Consider the following 18104-nt stretch of genomic DNA (forward strand, 5'->3'; position numbering starts at 1 on the left):
TCTCGTGACGAGCGCTGTAGGAACCTCCGGAACCGCCATCACCTCGCGCGTTCATTCGCTGAACCGGCCGAACATGGTAAGTGTCGGCACCATCGTGTGGCTTTCCAGTGAGTTGATGTTCTTTGCTGGACTGTTCGCGATGTATTTCACGGCGCGCGCACAGGCACACGGCGACTGGCCGCCGGAGCCGACCGAACTGAATCTCGCTCTCGCCGTACCGGTGACGCTGGTGCTGATCGCGTCGTCGTTCACGTGCCAGATGGGCGTGTTCGCCGCCGAGCGCGGCGACGTATTCGGGCTCCGCCGCTGGTACACGCTCACGCTGGCGATGGGCACCTTCTTCGTGCTGGGCCAGGGCTATGAGTACCTGCACCTCGTCGAGCACGGAACCACAATCGCCGGCAGTGCCTATGGCACCGTCTTCTACCTGGCGACCGGCTTCCACGGCCTGCACGTCATCGGTGGTCTGATCGCGTTCGTCCTGCTGCTGTTGCGCACCCGGATGAGCAAGTTCACGCCCGCCCAGGCCACCGCGGCCATCGTCGTGTCCTACTACTGGCACTTCGTCGACATCGTGTGGATCGCTCTGTTCGCCGTCATCTACTTCGTCCGATGACCGGCGAGCCGGAACGTTCGACGACGTCACAGCCCAACGAGCGGATGAGAAGGGGTTCGATGACCAGCAAGTCACGCGGTGCCGGACGGCCGGCGACGGTTCGCCGGCGGCGGCTGCGCCGACGCGTCACGGCGGCACTGCTGCTGCTGAGCGGATTGGTGATGGCCGGTGGCCTGGCGGCTACGTTGACTCCGTCACCACAGGTCGCGGTCGCCGATGAATCGGCGTCGGCGATGCTGCGCACTGGTCAACAGCTCTACGAGACCTCCTGCGTGTCGTGCCACGGCGTGAATCTGCAGGGTGTCGCCGATCGCGGCCCGAGCCTGATCGGCGTCGGCGAGGCGGCGGTGTACTTCCAGGTGTCCACCGGCCGTATGCCGGCGATGCGCGGCGAGGCGCAGGCCCCGGCCAAGCCGCGGCAGTTCGACGAGGCACAGACCGACGCGCTCGGCGCCTACATCCAGGCCAACGGCGGCGGACCCGTCGTCCCGCGCGACGAGAATGGCCAGATCGCGTCTCACTCGCTGATCGGTAACGACGTGGCCCGCGGCGGTGATCTGTTCCGCCTCAACTGCGCGTCGTGCCACAACTTCACGGGCAAGGGCGGCGCGCTCTCGTCCGGCAAGTACGCCCCCGACCTCGGTGACGCCAACGAGGCCCAGATCTACACCGCGATGCTGACCGGTCCGCAGAACATGCCGAAATTCTCCGACCGCCAGCTGTCCCCTGAAGAGAAGCGCGACATCGTCGCCTACGTCCGCGAAGCAGCCGAGACGCCCACACCCGGCGGGCTCGGACTGGGCGGCTTCGGACCGACGTCCGAAGGCATGGTCGCGTGGATCGTCGGCATGGTGGCCATCATCGCCGCCGCTCTCTGGATCGGAGCACGGGCATGAGTGACGCGCACGACGACGTGAGGGGCACCGACGTCCCCGGCCACAAGGGCGAACCGGGGCAGCCCACCGACGCCGAACTGGCAAAGATGACGCAGGAAGAACTGCTCGAACTGGGCGGCAAGCTCGACGGCGTCGAGATCGTTCACAAGGAGCCGCGCTGGCCGGTGCCCGGCACCAAGGCCGAGAAGCGCGCCGAACGCACCGTCGCGTACTGGTTTCTGCTGGCCGGTTTCTCCGGCCTCGCACTGCTGCTGATCTTCCTGTTCTGGCCGTGGGAGTACAAGCCCTACGGTTCCGACGGCGAATTCCTGTACTCGTTGACCACCCCGCTCTACGGTCTGACCTTCGGGCTGTCGGTGCTGGCGATCGGTATCGGCGCGGTGCTGTTCCAGAAAAAGTTCATCCCCGAGGAGATCTCGGTCCAGGAGCGCCACGACGGCCGCTCCCCCGAGATCCACCGCAAGACCATCGCGGCCAACCTCGGTGACGCGCTCGACGGCTCGACCATCAAGCGCCGCAAGCTGATCGGCCTGTCGCTGGGCATCGGCTTCGGCGCGTTCGGAGCGGGCACGCTTGTGGCCTTCATCGGCGGGCTCATCAAGAACCCGTGGAAGCCCGTCGTTCCGACCGCGGAGGGCCCCAAGGCAGTGCTGTGGACCTCGGGCTGGACGCCGCGCTTCGAGGGCGAGACCATCTATCTGGCCCGCGCGACCGGCAAGCCCGGCGAGTCCCCGTTCGTCAAGATGCGTCCCGAGGACATCGATGCCGGCGGCATGGAGACCGTGTACCCGTGGCGTGAATCCGACGGTGACGGAACGACTGTCGAGTCCGAGCACCACATTTTCGAGATCTCGATGGGCGTGCGCAACCCGGTGATGCTGATCCGCATCAAGCCCGCGGACATGTCCCGGGTGGTCAAGCGCCGCGGCCAGGAGAGCTTCAACTTCGGCGAGTTGTTCGCCTACACGAAGGTGTGCTCGCACCTGGGCTGCCCGTCCTCGCTGTACGAGCAGCAGACCTACCGCATTCTGTGCCCGTGTCACCAGTCGCAGTTCGACGCGTTGCACTTCGCCAAGCCGATCTTCGGTCCGGCGGCCCGTGCGCTCGCGCAGCTGCCGATCACCATTGATCAAGAGGGCTACCTGGTCGCCAACGGCGACTTCATCGAACCCGTCGGACCGGCATTCTGGGAGCGGAAGTCATGAGCCCACGTCTAGACGCAGCCACGATCGCGGCCAGGCAGGGTGACGCGATCGACTCGCGGTATCACCCGTCGGCTGCGGTGCGCCGGCAGCTCAACAAGGTCTTCCCCACGCACTGGTCGTTCCTGCTGGGCGAGATCGCGATGTACAGCTTCATCGTGCTGCTCATCACGGGCGTTTACCTGACGCTGTTCTTCGATCCGTCGATGGCGCACGTCACCTATGACGGCGTGTACCAGCCGCTGCGCGGGGTCGGCATGTCCCGCGCCTACGAGACGACGCTGGACATCAGCTTCGAGGTGCGCGGCGGCCTGTTCGTCCGTCAGGTCCACCACTGGGCGGCGCTGCTGTTCGCCGCGTCCATCATGGTCCACCTGGCCCGTGTCTTCTTCACCGGCGCGTTCCGTCGCCCGCGTGAGGCGAACTGGGTGATCGGCTCGCTGCTGCTGATCCTGGCCATGTTCGAAGGCTTCTTCGGGTACTCGCTGCCCGACGACCTGCTCTCGGGCACCGGCATCCGCGCCGCGCTGTCGGGCATCACGATGGGCATCCCGATCGTCGGCACCTGGATGCACTGGGCGCTGTTCGGCGGCGACTTCCCCGGCGAGATCCTGATCCCCCGCCTCTATGCGCTGCACATTCTGCTGATTCCGGGAATCATCCTGGCGCTCATCGGTGTTCACCTCGCGTTGGTCTGGTTCCAGAAGCACACGCAGTTCCCCGGCCCCGGCCGCACCGAGACCAACGTCGTCGGCGTGCGCGTCATGCCGGTGTTCGCGATCAAGTCGGGTGCGTTCTTCGCGGTGACGGTCGGCATCCTCGGTCTGATGGGCGGCCTGCTCCAGATCAACCCGGTGTGGACGATCGGCCCCTACAAGCCGTCCCAGGTGTCGGCGGGCAGCCAGCCGGACTTCTACATGATGTGGACGGACGGCCTGATCCGGTTGTGGCCGGCATGGGAGTTCTACCCGTTCGGTCACACCATCCCGCAGGGCGTGTGGGTGGCTGTGGGCATGGGACTGATCTTCACGCTGCTGGCTGCGTATCCGTTCCTGGAGAAGAAGCTGAGCGGGGACGACGCGCACCACAACCTATTGCAGCGTCCGCGTGACGCACCGACCCGCACCGCGGTGGGCGCCGCCGCGATCGCGTTCTACATCGTGCTGACCTTCGCGTGTATGAACGACATCATCGCGCTGAAGTTCCACATCTCGCTCAATGCGACGACGTGGATCGGCCGCGTCGGCATGGTGGTGCTTCCCGCGATCGTGTACTTCGTCGCCTACCGCTGGGCGGTGGCGCTGCAGCGCAGCGACCGCGAGGTGCTCGAGCACGGCGTCGAGACCGGCATCATCAAGCGGCTGCCGCACGGCGCCTACGTCGAGCTGCACCAGCCGCTGGGTCCTGTCGACGAGCATGGTCATCCGATTCCGCTGCAGTACCAGGGCGCCGCCCTGCCGAAGCGGATGAACAAGCTGGGATCGGCGGGCGCCCCGGGCACCGGCAGCTTCCTGCGGGGCGACCCGCTGTCCGAGCACGAGGCGCTGACCGAGGCGGCGCACGCGTCCGAGCATCGCGCGCTGACCGCACTGCGGGAGCACCAGGAGCGCAGCTCCGGCAACGGCTCCTCGAACGGATCGTCCAACGGACACCACTGACGAGCCGCGAAGCACGAAGATCCGCCCCCAGCCGCAAGGATGGGGGCGGATCTTTTTGTGTGAGCTGTCGGCCGAAGAGGGCCGGTTCGTCCCGGGCCCTCCCCCGCCCCACCCGTCACACGCATTCACCCTCTGCAGACAAAGCGCGAGAAGACCACTGCAGAAAGCAGATTCGTGTGACCCCCGAGACTCCCCGCAGCCGTCCGCGTCTTCGCCCGGGCCGGCTCAGCTTTCGGTGTCGGAGCGCAGCTCGCGCAGGAAGTACCACGGGAGCGCGCACATCCCGACGGTGACGGCGCCGGCGAGGCCGTACAGCACCCATGCCGCAGTGTCGCTGTCGACGGCCATCAGATAGGTCGCCGCCGAGATCAGCAGCGTCGCAACGCCCATCGCGGCCGCGATCGATGCGGTGCACCGCAGGTACATCTGGTCGGTCACCGGCGAACTCGCCGCCGAGGACCCCGGCATCGTCGGCAACGGACCGCTCGCCTCGACGGGGCGCGCGACGCGCAGTTTCTCCGTCGGTGCGTCCAGCCCGCGCACCGGCGACGGTGCGCTCTCGGCACGCGGTGCCGGCGCGGGCACGGCCTCCGATTCGGTCGTCCGCCGGGCACGCAGCAGCAGCGGCACAGCCGCCACGATCACCGCCGCAGACACCCCGATGATCGTGTACAGCACCCACGGGGTCCCGGACCCCCCTGCGGACTGCGCATGGCCTCGCGCGAGGTCGACCAAGGCCACGACGGCCGCGACCGCGGCACCCAGTGCGGCCAACCACACCACGGCACAGCCGCCCAGCAGCAGGCGATCCGTGCGATCGAGTGTGGCGACGTCGAGGCCCGGCCGGGTCCGGGTGGTGTCGGTGAGGTTCGTCATCTGCGGTCTAACAGCTGGTCTGTGCGGCGTTGCTGGTGTTGGACGACAACACCGTTCCGTCGCTTGTCGTGATTGAGCAGTTCAGCCGGCTGACCAGAAACAGGCTCGAAGCCTGAACCGAGCCGACCTCCGACTGGGAGATCGGGGTGACCGTCAACGACCACGGGATGTAGACGTTGCGCTGCGTACGGCTGCGACCCGACGCGTCGATGTAGGTGACGGTGATGATGTCGCCCGGCGCCTTCGTCCCGGTCACCGAGTAGGTGACCTGACGCGGTCCCGACCGCGTCGTGGTCGGAGGCGGCGGCGGTGCCGGTTCCTCCGTGGTCGGAGGCGGCGGAGGCGGCGCCTCCGTGGTGGCCGGCGGTGGAGGAGGCGGCGGCTCGGTGACCGTGACGGTCTCAGGTGGTGGCGGCGGGGGCGGAGCCTCTTCCGAGGTCGGAGGCGGCGGGGGCGGCGGCGGCTCGGTCGTGGTGAACTCGTCCTGCACCGGGGGCACCGATTCGGTGGTCGTCGTGGTCGGTGTCGCCAGGTTGTCGGTCTCGGTGCGTGTCACCAGCACCGACACGGACACGACCAGCGCGATCGCGGCAACGATCGCAACCACCCCGACCACCCACGGCCATCGGGGCGGCGGCGCCTGCTCGACGTCGACGTTCGCGTCGTAGCTGTCGTAGTCGTACAACGATGCGTCCGCCGGCACGTAGGGCGGACTGACGAACTGTTCGGATTCCGGCGCCGAATAGGCCCGAGAATAGAAGTCGGTCTGACCGGTATCGGGATTGTCGGCGGTGGGTTCGTCCGGGGTGGGCTGGCCAGCCGGCTCCTCACCTGGGAGGCCAGAGCTGCCAGAGTCCTGCCCGGGAGGATTCGGCCCGCTCATCTACGTCTATCCTTTTCGACTGCTTCTCCGGCGCGGTGGTCGCCGTGGCGGCTCATGGCGCCTCGGCAACACTACCCAACGGCAGCACCCGATCGGATGGCTCGACGCGTGTTGCGGGTGAACTCATGCCCTGATTGTGACCTTGTCGCCGGGGCGGTGGTCAGTGCTTCTCCGGGCCCCAGTGGTACTCGAAGACCAGACCCGACACGGTCACCAGGATGAAGCAGACGCCGGCGATGATCAGCCACGGCAGCCACATGGCCAGCCCAACTGCAGCGACCGATCCGGACAGCGCGATGAAGATCGGCCACCAGCTGTGCGGGCTGAAGAAACCGAGCTCTCCGGCGCCGTCGGCGATCTCGGCGTCCTCGTAGTCCTCGGGCCGGGTGTCGAGGCGGCGCGCGACGAACCGGAAGAAAGTGCCGACGATCAGCGAAAGGCCCGTGGTGAGCGCCAGCGCGGTGCTGCCGGCCCACTCGATACCGCCCTGGGCGAACATATAGGTCAGCACGACGTACACCACGGTGCACAGCGCGAAGAACGCCGTCAGGAACTCGAACAACCTGGCTTCGATGTGCATCTGCTGTCCTTACCTGCTCGCCTGGGGCAGCTCGGGTGCTCCCTCACCGCGACGGGTGTCGAAGGGTTTGGTGGTGACGGCCACCGGCGACTGATTGATCGCCTCCAACGCCTCGGCGTTGGTCTTGCCGGCACTGCGCTGATCGAGGTACGCCTTGAAGTCGTTGGGCTCCACCACACGCAGCTCGAAGTTCATCATCGCGTGGTAGGTGCCGCACATCTCGGTGCAACGACCGACGAACGCGCCGGTCTGGTTGATCTCGCTGATCTGGAAGACGTTGTCGGAGTTGTTCTCCTTGGGGTTGGGCAGCACGTCCCGCTTGAACAGGAACTCAGGCACCCAGAACCCATGGATGACGTCCGCCGAGGCGATCTGGAACTCGACCCGCTTGCCGACCGGCACCACCAGCACCGGGATCTCGGTGGAGGTCCCGATGGTCTCGATCTTGTCGAAGTTCAGGTAGGTACGGTCCTCGGGGTTCTTGCCGTAGATGGCGCCGACCTGCTCGATGCCGTGATCGTCCACGCCCTCGGGACGCGAGGTCATGGCCTCTTTGCGGGCGTTGTCCACGCCGTCGTAGGTCAGCGTGCCGTCGGCGAAATCGACCTTCTGGTAGCCGAACTTCCAGTTCCACTGGAACGCCGTGACGTCGATCACGACCTCAGGGTTGTCTTCCTTGTTCAGCATCCGCTCCTGCACCACCACGGTGAAGTAGAAGAGCACCGAAATGATGATGAACGGGATCACCGTCAGCGTCAGCTCCAGCGGCATGTTGTAGCCAAACTGGCGAGGCAACTCGGTGTCGCCCTTCTTCTTCCGGTGGAAGGCCATCGTCCACAACAGCAGGATGTAGACGATCGCGCCGACGACGAACGCGGCGATCACCGAACCGATCCACAATTCGCGGTTCAGGTGTGCTTCCGGGGTGATGCCGTTGGGCCAGCCGAGGCCGAGCACCTCAGACCAACTGCACCCGCTGAGTAGCACCGCCGTCCCGCCCAGAAGCAGCGACAATGCCACCAACTTAGGACCGCGAGCGGACACGTTGGCGCCTCCTACTAAGTCGTTAAACCGGCGGCCGGTCAGACGGCTGCATCGAATACTACGCAGCGTAGACCACGCCCTCGACCGCACGCGAAGGGACCGGTGGATGTGGGCACGTGCCGATCTCTGCACGCACTCCGCAACAGGCATACTGGCGCGGTGTGCGGACTTCTGGCGCTGGTCACCGACCCTTCCTCTGAGGTATCCCCCACCACCGTCGATGCCGTGTCCGGAGCGACCGCCCAGATGCGGCACCGCGGCCCGGACGAGCCCGGCACCTGGCACGACGGCCGCGTGGTGCTCGGTTTCAACCGGCTCTCGATCATCGACATCGCACACAGCCACCAGCCGCTGCGGTGGGGGCCGCCGGAGGCGCCGGAGCGCTACACGCTGGTGTTCAACGGCGAAATCTACAACTACCTGGAACTGCGGGACGCGCTGCGGTCCGAGTTCGGCGCGGAGTTCCACACCGACGGTGACGGCGAGGCCATCGTGGTGGCCTACCACCACTGGGGCGCCGAAGCGCTGACCCGGCTGCGCGGCATGTTCGCGTTCGCGCTGTGGGACAGCGTCACACAGGAACTGTTCTGTGCCAGGGACCCCTTCGGCATCAAACCGCTCTACATGGCGACCGGCCCCGGCGGCACCGTCGTCGGCAGCGAGAAGAAATGCCTGCTGGAGGTCGCCGACCGGCTCGGGATCGATCTCGGTATCGACGAGCGAGCCGTTGAGCACTACACCGTGTTGCAGTACGTCCCCGAACCCGAGACGCTGCACCGCGGCATCCGCAGGCTGGAATCGGGCAGTTCGGCTGTGATCCGGCCGGGCGCCGGCCCGGAGGTGACGCGTTACTTCAAGCCGCGGTTCGACGCGGTGGCATTCCGGCCGGGAACAGAGCAGTCCCGCTACGACGAGATCACCGCCGCGCTCGAGGACTCGGTGGCCAAGCACATGCGTGCCGATGTGACGGTGGGTGCGTTCCTGTCCGGCGGTATCGACTCGACCGCGATCGCGGCGCTGGCGATGCGGCACAACCCGCGGCTGATCACGTTCACCACCGGCTTCGAACGGGAGGGGTTCTCCGAGGTCGACGTCGCGGTCGCATCGGCCGAAGCGATCGGCGCCCGCCACGTCACCAAGGTGGTCAGCCAGCAGGAGTTCGTCGCGGCGCTGCCCGAGATCGTCTGGTATCTCGACGAACCCGTCGCCGACCCGGCGCTGGTCCCGCTGTACTTCATCGCCCGGGAGGCCCGTAAACACGTCAAGGTGGTGCTCTCCGGCGAGGGCGCCGACGAGCTGTTCGGCGGCTACACGATCTATCGGGAACCGTTGTCGCTCAAGGCTTTCGACTACCTTCCCCGCGGCCTGCGCAAGTCGGTGGGCCGGATGGCCGGCCCGTTGCCCGAGGGTCTGCGCGGCAAGAGCCTGCTGCACCGCGGATCCTTGACGCTCGAGGAGCGCTATTACGGCAACGCGCGCAGCTTCTCGGACGCGCAGCTGCGCGCGGTGCTGCCGCGGTTCCGCCCGGAATGGGTGCACACCGATGTGACGGCGCCGGTGTACGCCCAGTCACAGGGCTGGGACCCGGTGGCGCGGATGCAGCACATCGATCTGTTCACCTGGCTGCGCGGCGACATCCTGGTCAAGGCGGACAAGATGACGATGGCCAACTCGCTGGAGTTGCGGGTGCCGTTCCTGGATCCCGAGGTGTTCGCGGTCGCGTCGAGGCTGCCGTACGACCAGAAGATCACCCGGTCGACGACGAAGTACGCATTGCGTCGCGCGCTCGAACCCATCGTTCCCGCGCACGTGCTCAACCGCCCGAAACTGGGCTTCCCGGTGCCGATCCGGCACTGGCTGCGCTCCGGCGAGCTGCTCGACTGGGCGCACGGGATGGTCGGCACGTCCGGCGCGGGCGATTTCGTCGATCTCGCCGCGGTCCGCTCCATGCTCGACGAACACCGCAGCGGCACCACCGACCACAGCCGCCGGCTGTGGACCATGCTGATCTTCATGCTGTGGTACGGGATCTTCGTCGACAAGAGCGTGACCCCGCAGATCAGCGAGCCGACCTACCCCGTACAGCTTTAGGCGCTAAAGCGCCTCTGAGGGCTCTGTCGGCGCTAAAGCGCCTCGGCGATCTCCCGGGCAGCTTCAGCCCCATACGCGTCCGAGAGGCGCTCCACGGCCGACTCCTTGTGCCAGCTCCACTCCTGCGGACCCGGGGCCTCCAGCACCAGCGTGGCCACCAGAGAGGCCAGCTGGGCCGCGCGCTCCAGCGACAGCCCGGCGTCACGGCCGGTCAGGAAGCCGGCGCGGAACGCGTCGCCGATCCCGGTCGGATCCTCCTTGTGGGTCTCGGGCACCACGTCGACGTGCACGAAGGTTCCGTCGCGACCCACGAGGTCCACGCCCTTCTCACCCAGGGTGGTGACGCGCAGCTGGATCTGGCTCATCACCTCTGCCTCCGACCAGCCGGACTTCTGCAGCAGCAGATCCCACTCGTAGTCGTTGGTGAACAGGTAGCTCGCGCCGTTGATCAGATTGCGGATCTCCTGCCCCGACAGCCGCGCCAACTGCTGGCTGGGGTCGGCCGCGAACGCCAGGCCGAGCGTGCGGCACTCCTCGGTGTAGAGGAACATCGCCTCCGGGTCGTTGGCTCCGATGATCACCAGATCCGGTGTGCCCGTTTGCTTCACGACGTCGGCAAGCTTGATGTTGCGAGCCTCCGACATCGCCCCCGGGTAGAAGGACGCGATCTGGGCCATGTCCTCGTCGGTGGTGCACACGAACCGCGCCGTGTAGGCGCTCTGTGACACGAGCACGCTGTCGCAGTTCACACCGTGCGCGGTGAGCCACTGCCGGTAGTCGTCGAAGTCTTCCCCGACCGCTCCGATCAGCAGCGGGCTTCCGCCGAGCACGCCCATCGCGAACGCCATGTTCCCGGCGACGCCGCCGCGATGCATGACGAGATCGTCGACGAGGAAACTCAACGAGACCTTCTGCAGGTGGTCGGCCAGCAGCTGTTCGGAGAACTTCCCCGGAAAGCGCATCAGATGGTCGGTCGCTATCGATCCGGTCACCGCAATGGTCACGCAGTCCCACCCTTCGTGTTCATGAGCATTTCAGCCTAGTGTCGAGCACTCCGGCGGGCAGATCTCGGCCCCGTCCCGGCCTCGCTGTCGGCAGGGTCACCCCGGCCAGGTGCGCTAACCTGCCTATAAGTGCCTGCCCGGTCACTGTAGATGCCGCAGGATCCGATCGACTTCCCCGGGAGCAAATCTATGACTGGTCCGTACCCGCCCCAATACGGCGCAGGACCAGCAGGCCCGCAGATGTATCCGGAGGGTTATCCGCCGCCGACCTACCCGGCGATGGGGACTCCCTATCCCGAGGCCGGCCCGGCGGCGTCCTATCCGGGCCCGCTGCCGCCGCCGGTGCAGTACCCCAAGCGCAGGCGCCCCTGGATCGTCGCCGCCGTCGCGGTGGTGGCGGTCGTCGGGCTCGTCGCGGTGATCGCCGCGGTGGCGCTGACCGGCCGGCGCGACGACGCCGGCTCCTCCGGCGCCCTCACCGAGGCGACGGCCAAGACCGCGATCCAGGACTATCTGGACGCGCTGACCAACGGCGACGACGAGACCGTGGCGCGGCACACCTTGTGCGGCCTGTTCGACGCGGTCAAGGAACGGCGCTCTGATCTGGCGCTGGCCAACCTGTCCAGCGACGCGTTCCGTAAGCAGTACGACAGCGCCGAGGTGACCGCGATCGACAAGATGGTGCTGTCCTCACCGACCCAGGCACAGGTGCTGTTCACGATGCGGGTGGTCCCGGCCAGCGGCTCGTCGCGCACGCAGCCCCAAGAGGCCGACGAGCAGGCCGTTGCGCAGCTGCTGTCGGTCGATGACGAGGTGTTGGTGTGCTCCTACCTGCCGCGCACGGCAGGTCAGTACTGATCGATCCGGTGCCGACTCAGTTGAACGAGTCGCCGCACGCGCACGAACCGGTGGCGTTCGGGTTGTCGATGGTGAAGCCCTGCTTCTCGATCGTGTCCACGAAGTCGATGGTGGCGCCCTGCACATAGGGGGCGCTCATGCGGTCGACCGTGAGCTCGACGCCGTTGAAGTCGACGGTCAGGTCGCCGTCGAGGGTGCGGTCGTCGAAGAAGAGGTTGTAGCGCAGACCTGCGCACCCGCCGGGCTGCACAGCGATCCGCAGCGCCAGGTCGTCACGACCCTCCTGGTCGAGCAGAGCCTTCGCCTTGGCGGCCGCGGCATCGGTCAGAGTCACGCCGTGTTGGGCGTCGGTGGCCTGACCTGCCTGCACTGCCGACTCGTCCTGAACAGTCATGAAATCTCCCGTGTGGATGTTCGTGGAAGGGGCCCGCGGTTTGGCCGAGGTGGCCATGCGCGGTCTGACCCCACTGACTCAACGGTACCCCGTTCCCCCGCTATTCCCCATCTATCCCCAGCTTCCCGCGATGTCCGCGGCGAGACCGGTCAACTGGTCGGCCGCGTCCTCGATGGCACGCTGGACGGATCCCGCGTACTCGGCCACGGAGCGGGCCGTGTCGATACCCGCCGCCTGCAGCGCGGCATGATCCAGCGTGACCTGCCCGGCCAGCACCAGCACCGGAACCCGGTGCGCCTGCGCGCTCGCTGCCAGGGCACTGACCACCTTGCCGTGCAGCGACTGGTCGTCGAAGCGGCCTTCCCCGGTGATGACCAGGTCGGCGGCGGCCACGTCGGCGTCGAGCCCGGTGTGCTCGGCGATGACCGCCGCGCCCGATTCGCGCCTACCCCCAAGCGCCAGCAGTGCGGCGCCGATACCTCCGGCGGCGCCGGCACCCGGTTCGTCACGGATCGAGCGCCCGGCCGCGGCATCGAGGTGGCGCGCCCAGTCCGTCAGCCGGTGTTCGAGGACGACGACGGTATCCGGGTCGGCGCCCTTCTGCGGACCGAACACCGCGGCCGCCCCCCGAGGCCCGAGCAGGGGGTGTTCGACGTCACTGGCGGCGATCAGCTCGACATCGGCGAGCAGCTTGCGGGCGGCGTCCAGCCCGCCGAGGGCCTCGACCATCCCCCGGCCGCCGTCGGTGCAGCCGCTGCCGCCGAGTCCGACGACGATACGGCGCGCGCCCGCGGCGTACGCCGCGGCGATCAGCTGACCGACCCCGCTGCTGTGCGCCGCCAACGCCGTGCGGACCGTCGGCGGCCCGCCGAGCAGGGCGAGCCCGCAGGCTTGCGCGCACTCGATATACGCGGTGACCGGCGGGCCGCCGTCGAAGACCCACTGCGCCTCGACCTCGGCGTCCAGCGGGCCTGCCACCGTCGTCGTCCGCGTGTTCCCCAGCCGGCCGGCCAGCACCTCGACGAACCCGGGCCCGCCGTCGGACTGCGGGGCCAGGGTCAGCGCATCCGCCGGACGCGCCCGCCGCCAGCCGTCGGCGATGGCCCGGGCGGCCTGCACAGCGGTGAGGCTGTCGCCGAAACAGTCGGGCGCGATGAGAATGCTTGCCACCACGGCAGACTATGGCCTGTCCGCGGGCCCCGCAGGTCGCGCGGATTGGGTCGCCCGGCGGCCGAGAAGTAACCTGGCAGTCGTGAAACTGCTGGGCCGTAAGAACGACGACTCCGGGGATCCCCGCGACTCTGCGCCCTCCGCCGACCAGCGCGCCGACGCGGCCGCAGCCGAGCGGGCCGGGACGGCGCCCAAGGGCAAGCCGACACCGAAGCGCAACCAGGCGGCCCGCCGGCGCGGCCCGGTCGCGCCGGCGCCGATGACGGCCGCCGAGGCCCGGAAGCGCCGCAAGGAGATGCGCGGGCCGAAGCTGTCCCGCGAGGAGCGCAAGGCCGAGCGCCTTGAGCGCCGGGCCGACATGTCCGAGCGCCGGGCACGGATGATGGCCGGCGAGGACGCCTACCTGCTCCCCCGCGACCGTGGCCCGGTGCGCCGGTACGTGCGTGACGTGGTCGATGCGCGACGCAACCTGCTCGGCTTGTTCATGCCGTCGGCCCTGTTCCTGATCTTCGTGATGCTGGCCGTGCCCTCGGTCCAGGTGCAGGCGTTCCTGTCGCCGGCGATGCTGGTTCTGGTGCTGATCATGGTGATCGACGGGTTCTTCCTGGGCCGCAAGGTGAACCGGATGGCCGACGAGAAGTTCCCGGGCAACACCGAGACCGGCTGGAAGCTCGGTTTCTACGCCGCCAGCCGCGCCTCTCAGCTGCGCCGTATGCGTGCGCCGCGGCCGCAGGTCGAGCGCGGCACCCGCGTTGCGTGACGCCGGAGGTGGCGTACTTTCCTGAGATCGCCGCGCCTGACGCCGACGCCGCCGCGGCCGCGCGGGCCCGGCAGTCCACACTCACCAAACCGACGGGCGCGCTCGGCCGGCTCGAAGACCTGTCGATCTGGGTCGCGGCATGCCAAGGCGTCTGTCCGCCAAGGCAATTCGATCGGGCCCGGGTGGTGGTTTTCGCCGGCGACCACGGTGTCGCCGCGGCCGGCGTGTCGGCCTATCCCGCCGAGGTGACCGCGGCGATGGTGGCGAACATCGCCGCCGGCGGCGCCGCGGTGAACGTGCTGGCCGACGTCGCCGGTGCCGGTGTGCGGGTCGTCGACATGGCCGTCGACACCGACGAGCCGCTGACGGAGGCGATCGGCGCCGACAAGATCCGGCGCTCCAGCGGCAACATCGCGGTCGAAGACGCGCTGACACCCGACGAGGTGGTGCAGGCCATCGACGCCGGGCGCCGCCTCGCCGACGAGGAAGTGGACTCCGGCGCCGACCTGCTGATCGCCGGCGACATGGGCATCGGCAACACCACACCGGCGACCACGCTGATCGCCGCGCTGACCGACTCCGAACCCGTGGCCGTGGTGGGCCGGGGCACCGGCATCGACGACACCGGCTGGGCCCGCAAGACCGCCGCGATCCGCGACGCGCTCTACCGCACCCGGCGGCTGTCCGCCGATCCGATCGCGCTGCTGAGAATCTGTGGCGGCGCCGATCTGGCCGCCATGACCGGGTTCTGCGCGCAGGCCGCGGTGCGCCGCACCCCCGTGCTGCTCGACGGCATGGTGGTGACGTCCGCGGCGCTGGCCGCCGAGAAGCTTGCGCCGGGCGCTCGGCTGTGGTGGCAGGCCGGTCACCGCTCCACCGAACCGGCCCACACCCTGGCGCTGCGTCACCTCGACCTCGAGCCGATCGTCGATCTGGGGATGCGCCTCGGTGAGGGTTCCGGCGCGCTGGTCGCGCTCCCGGTGCTGCGTGCCGCCGTCGCGACCCTGGCGTCGATGGCCACCTTCGGGGAAGCCGGAATCAGCGAGGCCTGACGCGTGATCTCCTCACTGGCAGGTGCATTCGCTTTCGCAACGGTCCTGCCGGTGCCGGCGCGGGTCTCGGCCGGCGCCGGGCGCGGGGTGTTGACCGCGCTGCCGGTGGCGGGCGCGGCGCTCGGTGCGTTGGCGGGCGGCGTGCTGGCGGCAGGATTCTGGGCGTTCGGCGACGGCAGCGCACTGGCCGGGGCGCTGGCCGTCGCAGCGCTGCTGCTGGCCACCCGCGGCCTGCACATCGACGGCCTGTCCGACACCGTCGACGGGCTGGGCTGCTACGGGCCGCCCGAGCGGGCGCTGTCGGTGATGCGCGACGGCAGCGCGGGTCCGTTCGGGGTCGCGGCGGTGGCGATGACGCTGCTCGTCCAGTCGTTGGCGTTCGCGCAGTCCGGTTGGGCCGCGGCGATTGTCGCCGTCGCGGCGGGGCGGGTGGCCGCCGTCGCCGCATGCCGTCGCGGGATCCCCTCGGCCACCGGCAGCACCCTCGGCGCGCTGGCGGCAGGCACGCAGCCGGTCTGGGTGGTCGCCGCCTGGGTGGCCGTCGCCGTCGCCGCGGCGGTGCCGGTGTGCGCGCGGCCGTGGCAGGGGCCGCTGGTGGTGGTGCTGGCGCTGGTCTGCAGTGCAGCGCTCGTCGCCCACTGCGTCCGCCGCTTCGGCGGGATCACCGGTGACGTGCTCGGCGCGGCCGTCGAGGTGACGACGGTGATCGTCGCGGTCGGTCTGGCGGTCCGCTAGGACAGCCGGGCCATCCAGCCGTGGGTGTCGGCGAACGTGCCGCGCTGGATGCCGGTCAACGTGTCCCGCAGCGCCATGGTGATCTCCCCCGGCTCGCCGTCGGCGATGGTGAACTCGCCCTCGCCGTACTTGACGTGAGAGACCGGGGTGATGACCGCGGCGGTCCCGCAGGCGAAGACCTCGGTGATCTCTCCCGCGGCCGCCTTCTTCTGCCACTCGTCGACGTCGATTTTGCGTTCCTCGACCGCGAACCCGGCGTCGGTGGCCAACTGCAGCAACGAGTTCCGGGTGATGCCGGGCAGCAGCGACCCCGACAGTTCCGGGGTGACCAGACGGGCGGTGCCGCCGCTGCCGAAGACGAAGAACAGGTTCATGCCGCCCATCTCCTCGATGTAGCGGCGTTCGATCGCGTCGAGCCACACCACCTGATCGCATCCGTGTGCGGCGGCCTCGGCCTGTGCCAGCAGCGACGCGGCGTAATTGCCGCCGAATTTGGCGGCCCCGGTGCCGCCGGGCGAGGCGCGCACGTACTCGTGCGAGAGCCACACACTGACCGGCTTGATCCCGCGCGGGAAGTAGGCCCCCGCGGGTGAGCCGATGACCATGTAGCGATACTCGTCGGCCGGCCGCACACCGAGACCGGGTTCGGTGGCGAAGATGAACGGCCGCAGGTACAGCGACTCCTCGCCGCCCGCGCGCGGCACCCACTTCTCGTCGATGGCGATCAGCTGCCGCAGCGATTCGATGAACACCTCGTCGGGCAGCTCCGGGATGGCCAGCCGGCGCGCCGAGGAACGCAACCGCGCCGCGTTGGCCTCGGGACGGAACGACACGATCGACCCGTCGGCCCACCGGTAGGCCTTCAGCCCTTCGAAGACTTCCTGCGCGTAGTGCAGCACGATCGCCGAAGGGTCCAGTTCGATGGGGCCGTACGGGATGACGCGGGCATCGTGCCAACCCTTGCTGGTGGTGTAGTCGATCGAGACCATGTGGTCGGTGTGGAACTTGCCGAATCCGGGGTTCTCCAGGATCCCGGCGCGTACCTCGTCGCTCGCCGGATTCGCGTTGCGATCGACGGTGAACTCGAGGCCTTCAGTCATGCAGGCGATTCTATAACCCGGCGGCCAACCGTTTTTGGGGTGCGGCCTCGGCGGGTGCGGGTGTCGACGAACGGCGGCTTGACCACTTCACATTCGATGCGGCGACCGCGGACGTCGACGTCGACGTGTGCGCCGTCAGCGATGTCGGCCGCGGTGTCGATCAACGCCAGTGCGATACCCACTTTCAATGTGGGAGAGAAGGTTCCAGATGTCGTGGTGCCGACGGCGGTGTCGCCCGCGAGCACCGTGAGGTCCGGCCGCAGCACACCCCGACCGACCGCGCGCAACCCCCGCAGGGTGCGCCGCGGGCCGGCTCCCTTCTCCGCGAGCAGTGCCTCACGGCCCCAGAAAGCGTCCTTCTTCCAGCCGATCGCCCAACCGCAGCGGGCCTGCAGCGGCGAGATGGCCGGCGACAGCTCGTGGCCGTGCAGTGGATATCCCATCTCGGTGCGCAACGTGTCGCGGGCGCCCAGACCGGCCGGTTGGCCGCCGGCCGCCTGCACCGCCTCCAGCAGCGCGTCGAACACCACCGCGGCCTGATCCCAGCCCGGCAGCAGCTCGTAGCCGTGTTCACCGGTGTATCCGGTCCTGCAGACCCGCACGTCGACGCCGCGGTACTCGGCGTCGGCATAGCCCATGTAGTCCATGTCCGTCGGAAGTCCCAGCCCGCCGACGACGTCGGCCGACTTCGGTCCCTGCACCGCGAGCACGGCCCTGGACCGATGCTCGTCGGTGATGGTCAGACCGTCCGGGGCGCGCTCCTGCAGCGCGGCGACCACGGCTGCGGTGTTGGCCGCGTTGGGCACCAGGAAGATCTCGTCGTCGGAGACGTAATAGGCGATCAGGTCGTCGATCACCCCGCCGTCCTCGGTGCAGCACAGCGTGTACTGCGCCTTGCCCGGCCCGATCCGGCGCAGGTCGTTGGTGAACGCGGAGTTGACGTACTCGGCGGCGCCGGGCCCCTTCACCAGCGCCTTGCCGAGGTGACTGACGTCGAACAAACCGACCGTGCTCCGGGTGGCGTTGTGCTCGGCCACCGTGCCGGCGTAGGACACCGGCATCGACCAGCCGCCGAATTCGGCGAAGCTCGCACCGAGCTTGCGGTGACGGTTCTCCAGAGGGCCGGCCAGCACGTTGTCGCTCACGGCGAACCACACTAGTAGTGCGCCGCACCCGAACGGCATG

General features: G+C 68.6%; 18 protein-coding genes. 9 read left to right on the top strand and 9 right to left on the bottom strand.

Annotation, left to right across the window (positions count from 1 at the left end; all coding sequences use genetic code 11):
* Positions 1-4: 4 nt before the first annotated feature.
* From KXD97_RS26040 to KXD97_RS26055, 4 genes are read left to right on the top strand one after another with little or no spacing between them, the layout of a single operon-like run.
* Positions 5-616 (top strand): heme-copper oxidase subunit III, encoded by a 612-nt coding sequence (locus KXD97_RS26040; RefSeq protein WP_260753545.1) that lies wholly within the window; start codon positions 5-7, stop codon positions 614-616.
* Between the two features lie 59 nt (positions 617-675).
* A complete protein-coding gene (locus KXD97_RS26045; protein ID WP_260753546.1) occupies positions 676-1512 on the top strand; it encodes a c-type cytochrome in 837 nt (278 codons plus the stop codon).
* On the top strand, positions 1509-2717 hold the full coding sequence (locus tag KXD97_RS26050; protein WP_260753547.1) for a ubiquinol-cytochrome c reductase iron-sulfur subunit: 1209 nt from the start codon (positions 1509-1511) through the stop codon (positions 2715-2717). Before KXD97_RS26045 ends, KXD97_RS26050 begins: the two co-directional genes overlap by 4 nt.
* Positions 2714-4372: a cytochrome bc complex cytochrome b subunit gene (locus KXD97_RS26055; RefSeq protein ID WP_260753548.1), complete on the top strand. Its 1659-nt coding sequence runs from the start codon at positions 2714-2716 to the stop codon at positions 4370-4372. The genes KXD97_RS26050 and KXD97_RS26055 overlap by 4 nt, the downstream gene beginning before the upstream one ends.
* 225 nt (positions 4373-4597) lie before the next feature.
* Here KXD97_RS26055 and KXD97_RS26060 read toward each other — a convergent pair whose 3' ends face one another.
* The 4 genes from KXD97_RS26060 to KXD97_RS26075 form a co-directional block, all read right to left on the bottom strand.
* Positions 4598-5248 (bottom strand): DUF2561 family protein, encoded by a 651-nt coding sequence (locus KXD97_RS26060; RefSeq protein ID WP_260753550.1) that lies wholly within the window; start codon positions 5246-5248, stop codon positions 4598-4600.
* Positions 5249-5255: 7 nt separating this feature from the next.
* On the bottom strand, positions 5256-6131 hold the full coding sequence (locus tag KXD97_RS26065) for an MmpS family protein (RefSeq protein WP_260753552.1): 876 nt from the start codon (positions 6129-6131) through the stop codon (positions 5256-5258).
* A gap of 160 nt (positions 6132-6291) precedes the next feature.
* Complete coding sequence (locus KXD97_RS26070) at positions 6292-6711, bottom strand: cytochrome c oxidase subunit 4 (protein ID WP_260753553.1); 420 nt, start codon at positions 6709-6711, stop codon at positions 6292-6294.
* Between the two features lie 9 nt (positions 6712-6720).
* Positions 6721-7755 (bottom strand): cytochrome c oxidase subunit II, encoded by a 1035-nt coding sequence (locus KXD97_RS26075; protein ID WP_260753554.1) that lies wholly within the window; start codon positions 7753-7755, stop codon positions 6721-6723.
* 159 nt (positions 7756-7914) lie between these two features.
* On the opposite strand from KXD97_RS26075, the gene asnB reads away from it, so the two are divergent.
* Complete coding sequence (gene asnB, locus KXD97_RS26080) at positions 7915-9846, top strand: asparagine synthase (glutamine-hydrolyzing) (RefSeq protein WP_396884565.1); 1932 nt, start codon at positions 7915-7917, stop codon at positions 9844-9846.
* 32 nt (positions 9847-9878) lie between these two features.
* On the opposite strand, the gene KXD97_RS26085 is transcribed toward asnB, so the two are convergent.
* The gene (locus tag KXD97_RS26085; protein ID WP_260753557.1) at positions 9879-10850 is read right to left on the bottom strand and encodes a carbohydrate kinase family protein; all 972 of its coding nucleotides are present in this window, start codon (positions 10848-10850) and stop codon (positions 9879-9881) included.
* A 189-nt stretch (positions 10851-11039) separates the two neighbouring features.
* On the opposite strand from KXD97_RS26085, the gene KXD97_RS26090 reads away from it, so the two are divergent.
* Entirely contained in the window at positions 11040-11708 is a 669-nt protein-coding gene (locus tag KXD97_RS26090) for a hypothetical protein (RefSeq protein WP_260753558.1), read from the top strand.
* 16 nt (positions 11709-11724) lie between these two features.
* Here the strand turns inward: KXD97_RS26090 and KXD97_RS26095 are convergent, their stop codons facing one another.
* Together KXD97_RS26095 and KXD97_RS26100 are read right to left on the bottom strand one after the other, a co-directional pair.
* Positions 11725-12102, bottom strand: coding sequence for an iron-sulfur cluster assembly accessory protein (locus KXD97_RS26095; protein WP_260753559.1), 378 nt, complete (start codon positions 12100-12102; stop codon positions 11725-11727).
* Between the two features lie 111 nt (positions 12103-12213).
* A complete protein-coding gene (locus tag KXD97_RS26100; RefSeq protein WP_260753560.1) occupies positions 12214-13275 on the bottom strand; it encodes a glycerate kinase in 1062 nt (353 codons plus the stop codon).
* A 79-nt stretch (positions 13276-13354) separates the two neighbouring features.
* On the opposite strand from KXD97_RS26100, the gene KXD97_RS26105 reads away from it, so the two are divergent.
* Genes KXD97_RS26105 through KXD97_RS26115 form a run of 3 tightly spaced genes read left to right on the top strand, consistent with a single transcriptional unit; the run spans position 13355 to position 15819 of the window.
* On the top strand, positions 13355-14032 hold the full coding sequence (locus KXD97_RS26105; RefSeq protein WP_260753565.1) for a DUF3043 domain-containing protein: 678 nt from the start codon (positions 13355-13357) through the stop codon (positions 14030-14032).
* 8 nt (positions 14033-14040) lie between these two features.
* Positions 14041-15084, top strand: coding sequence for a nicotinate-nucleotide--dimethylbenzimidazole phosphoribosyltransferase (cobT, locus tag KXD97_RS26110; protein ID WP_396885515.1), 1044 nt, complete (start codon positions 14041-14043; stop codon positions 15082-15084).
* 3 nt (positions 15085-15087) lie between these two features.
* Complete coding sequence (locus KXD97_RS26115; protein WP_260753575.1) at positions 15088-15819, top strand: adenosylcobinamide-GDP ribazoletransferase; 732 nt, start codon at positions 15088-15090, stop codon at positions 15817-15819.
* On the opposite strand, the gene KXD97_RS26120 is transcribed toward KXD97_RS26115, so the two are convergent.
* Positions 15816-16919 carry a branched-chain amino acid aminotransferase gene (locus KXD97_RS26120; protein WP_260753580.1) on the bottom strand — a complete coding sequence of 368 codons (1104 nt, stop codon included), beginning with the start codon at positions 16917-16919 and terminating at the stop codon, positions 15816-15818. The genes KXD97_RS26115 and KXD97_RS26120 overlap by 4 nt on opposite strands.
* A complete protein-coding gene (gcvT, locus tag KXD97_RS26125) occupies positions 16916-18103 on the bottom strand; it encodes a glycine cleavage system aminomethyltransferase GcvT (RefSeq protein ID WP_260753582.1) in 1188 nt (395 codons plus the stop codon). Before gcvT ends, KXD97_RS26120 begins: the two co-directional genes overlap by 4 nt.
* Between the last annotated feature and the right edge of the window lies 1 nt (position 18104).

This window comes from Mycobacterium sp. SMC-8 (assembly GCF_025263565.1).
Lineage (GTDB): Bacteria > Actinomycetota > Actinomycetes > Mycobacteriales > Mycobacteriaceae > Mycobacterium.

Coding starts and splice junctions, on each gene's coding strand:
- KXD97_RS26065 (WP_260753552.1), bottom strand. CDS start 6,131: ATGAGCGGGCCGAATCCTCCCGGGCAGGACTCTGGCAGCTCTGGCCTC.
- KXD97_RS26045 (WP_260753546.1), top strand. CDS start 676: ATGACCAGCAAGTCACGCGGTGCCGGACGGCCGGCGACGGTTCGCCGG.
- KXD97_RS26070 (WP_260753553.1), bottom strand. CDS start 6,711: ATGCACATCGAAGCCAGGTTGTTCGAGTTCCTGACGGCGTTCTTCGCG.
- KXD97_RS26095 (WP_260753559.1), bottom strand. CDS start 12,102: ATGACTGTTCAGGACGAGTCGGCAGTGCAGGCAGGTCAGGCCACCGAC.
- KXD97_RS26060 (WP_260753550.1), bottom strand. CDS start 5,248: ATGACGAACCTCACCGACACCACCCGGACCCGGCCGGGCCTCGACGTC.
- gcvT (WP_260753582.1), bottom strand. CDS start 18,103: ATGCCGTTCGGGTGCGGCGCACTACTAGTGTGGTTCGCCGTGAGCGAC.
- KXD97_RS26120 (WP_260753580.1), bottom strand. CDS start 16,919: ATGACTGAAGGCCTCGAGTTCACCGTCGATCGCAACGCGAATCCGGCG.
- KXD97_RS26055 (WP_260753548.1), top strand. CDS start 2,714: ATGAGCCCACGTCTAGACGCAGCCACGATCGCGGCCAGGCAGGGTGAC.
- KXD97_RS26050 (WP_260753547.1), top strand. CDS start 1,509: ATGAGTGACGCGCACGACGACGTGAGGGGCACCGACGTCCCCGGCCAC.
- KXD97_RS26090 (WP_260753558.1), top strand. CDS start 11,040: ATGACTGGTCCGTACCCGCCCCAATACGGCGCAGGACCAGCAGGCCCG.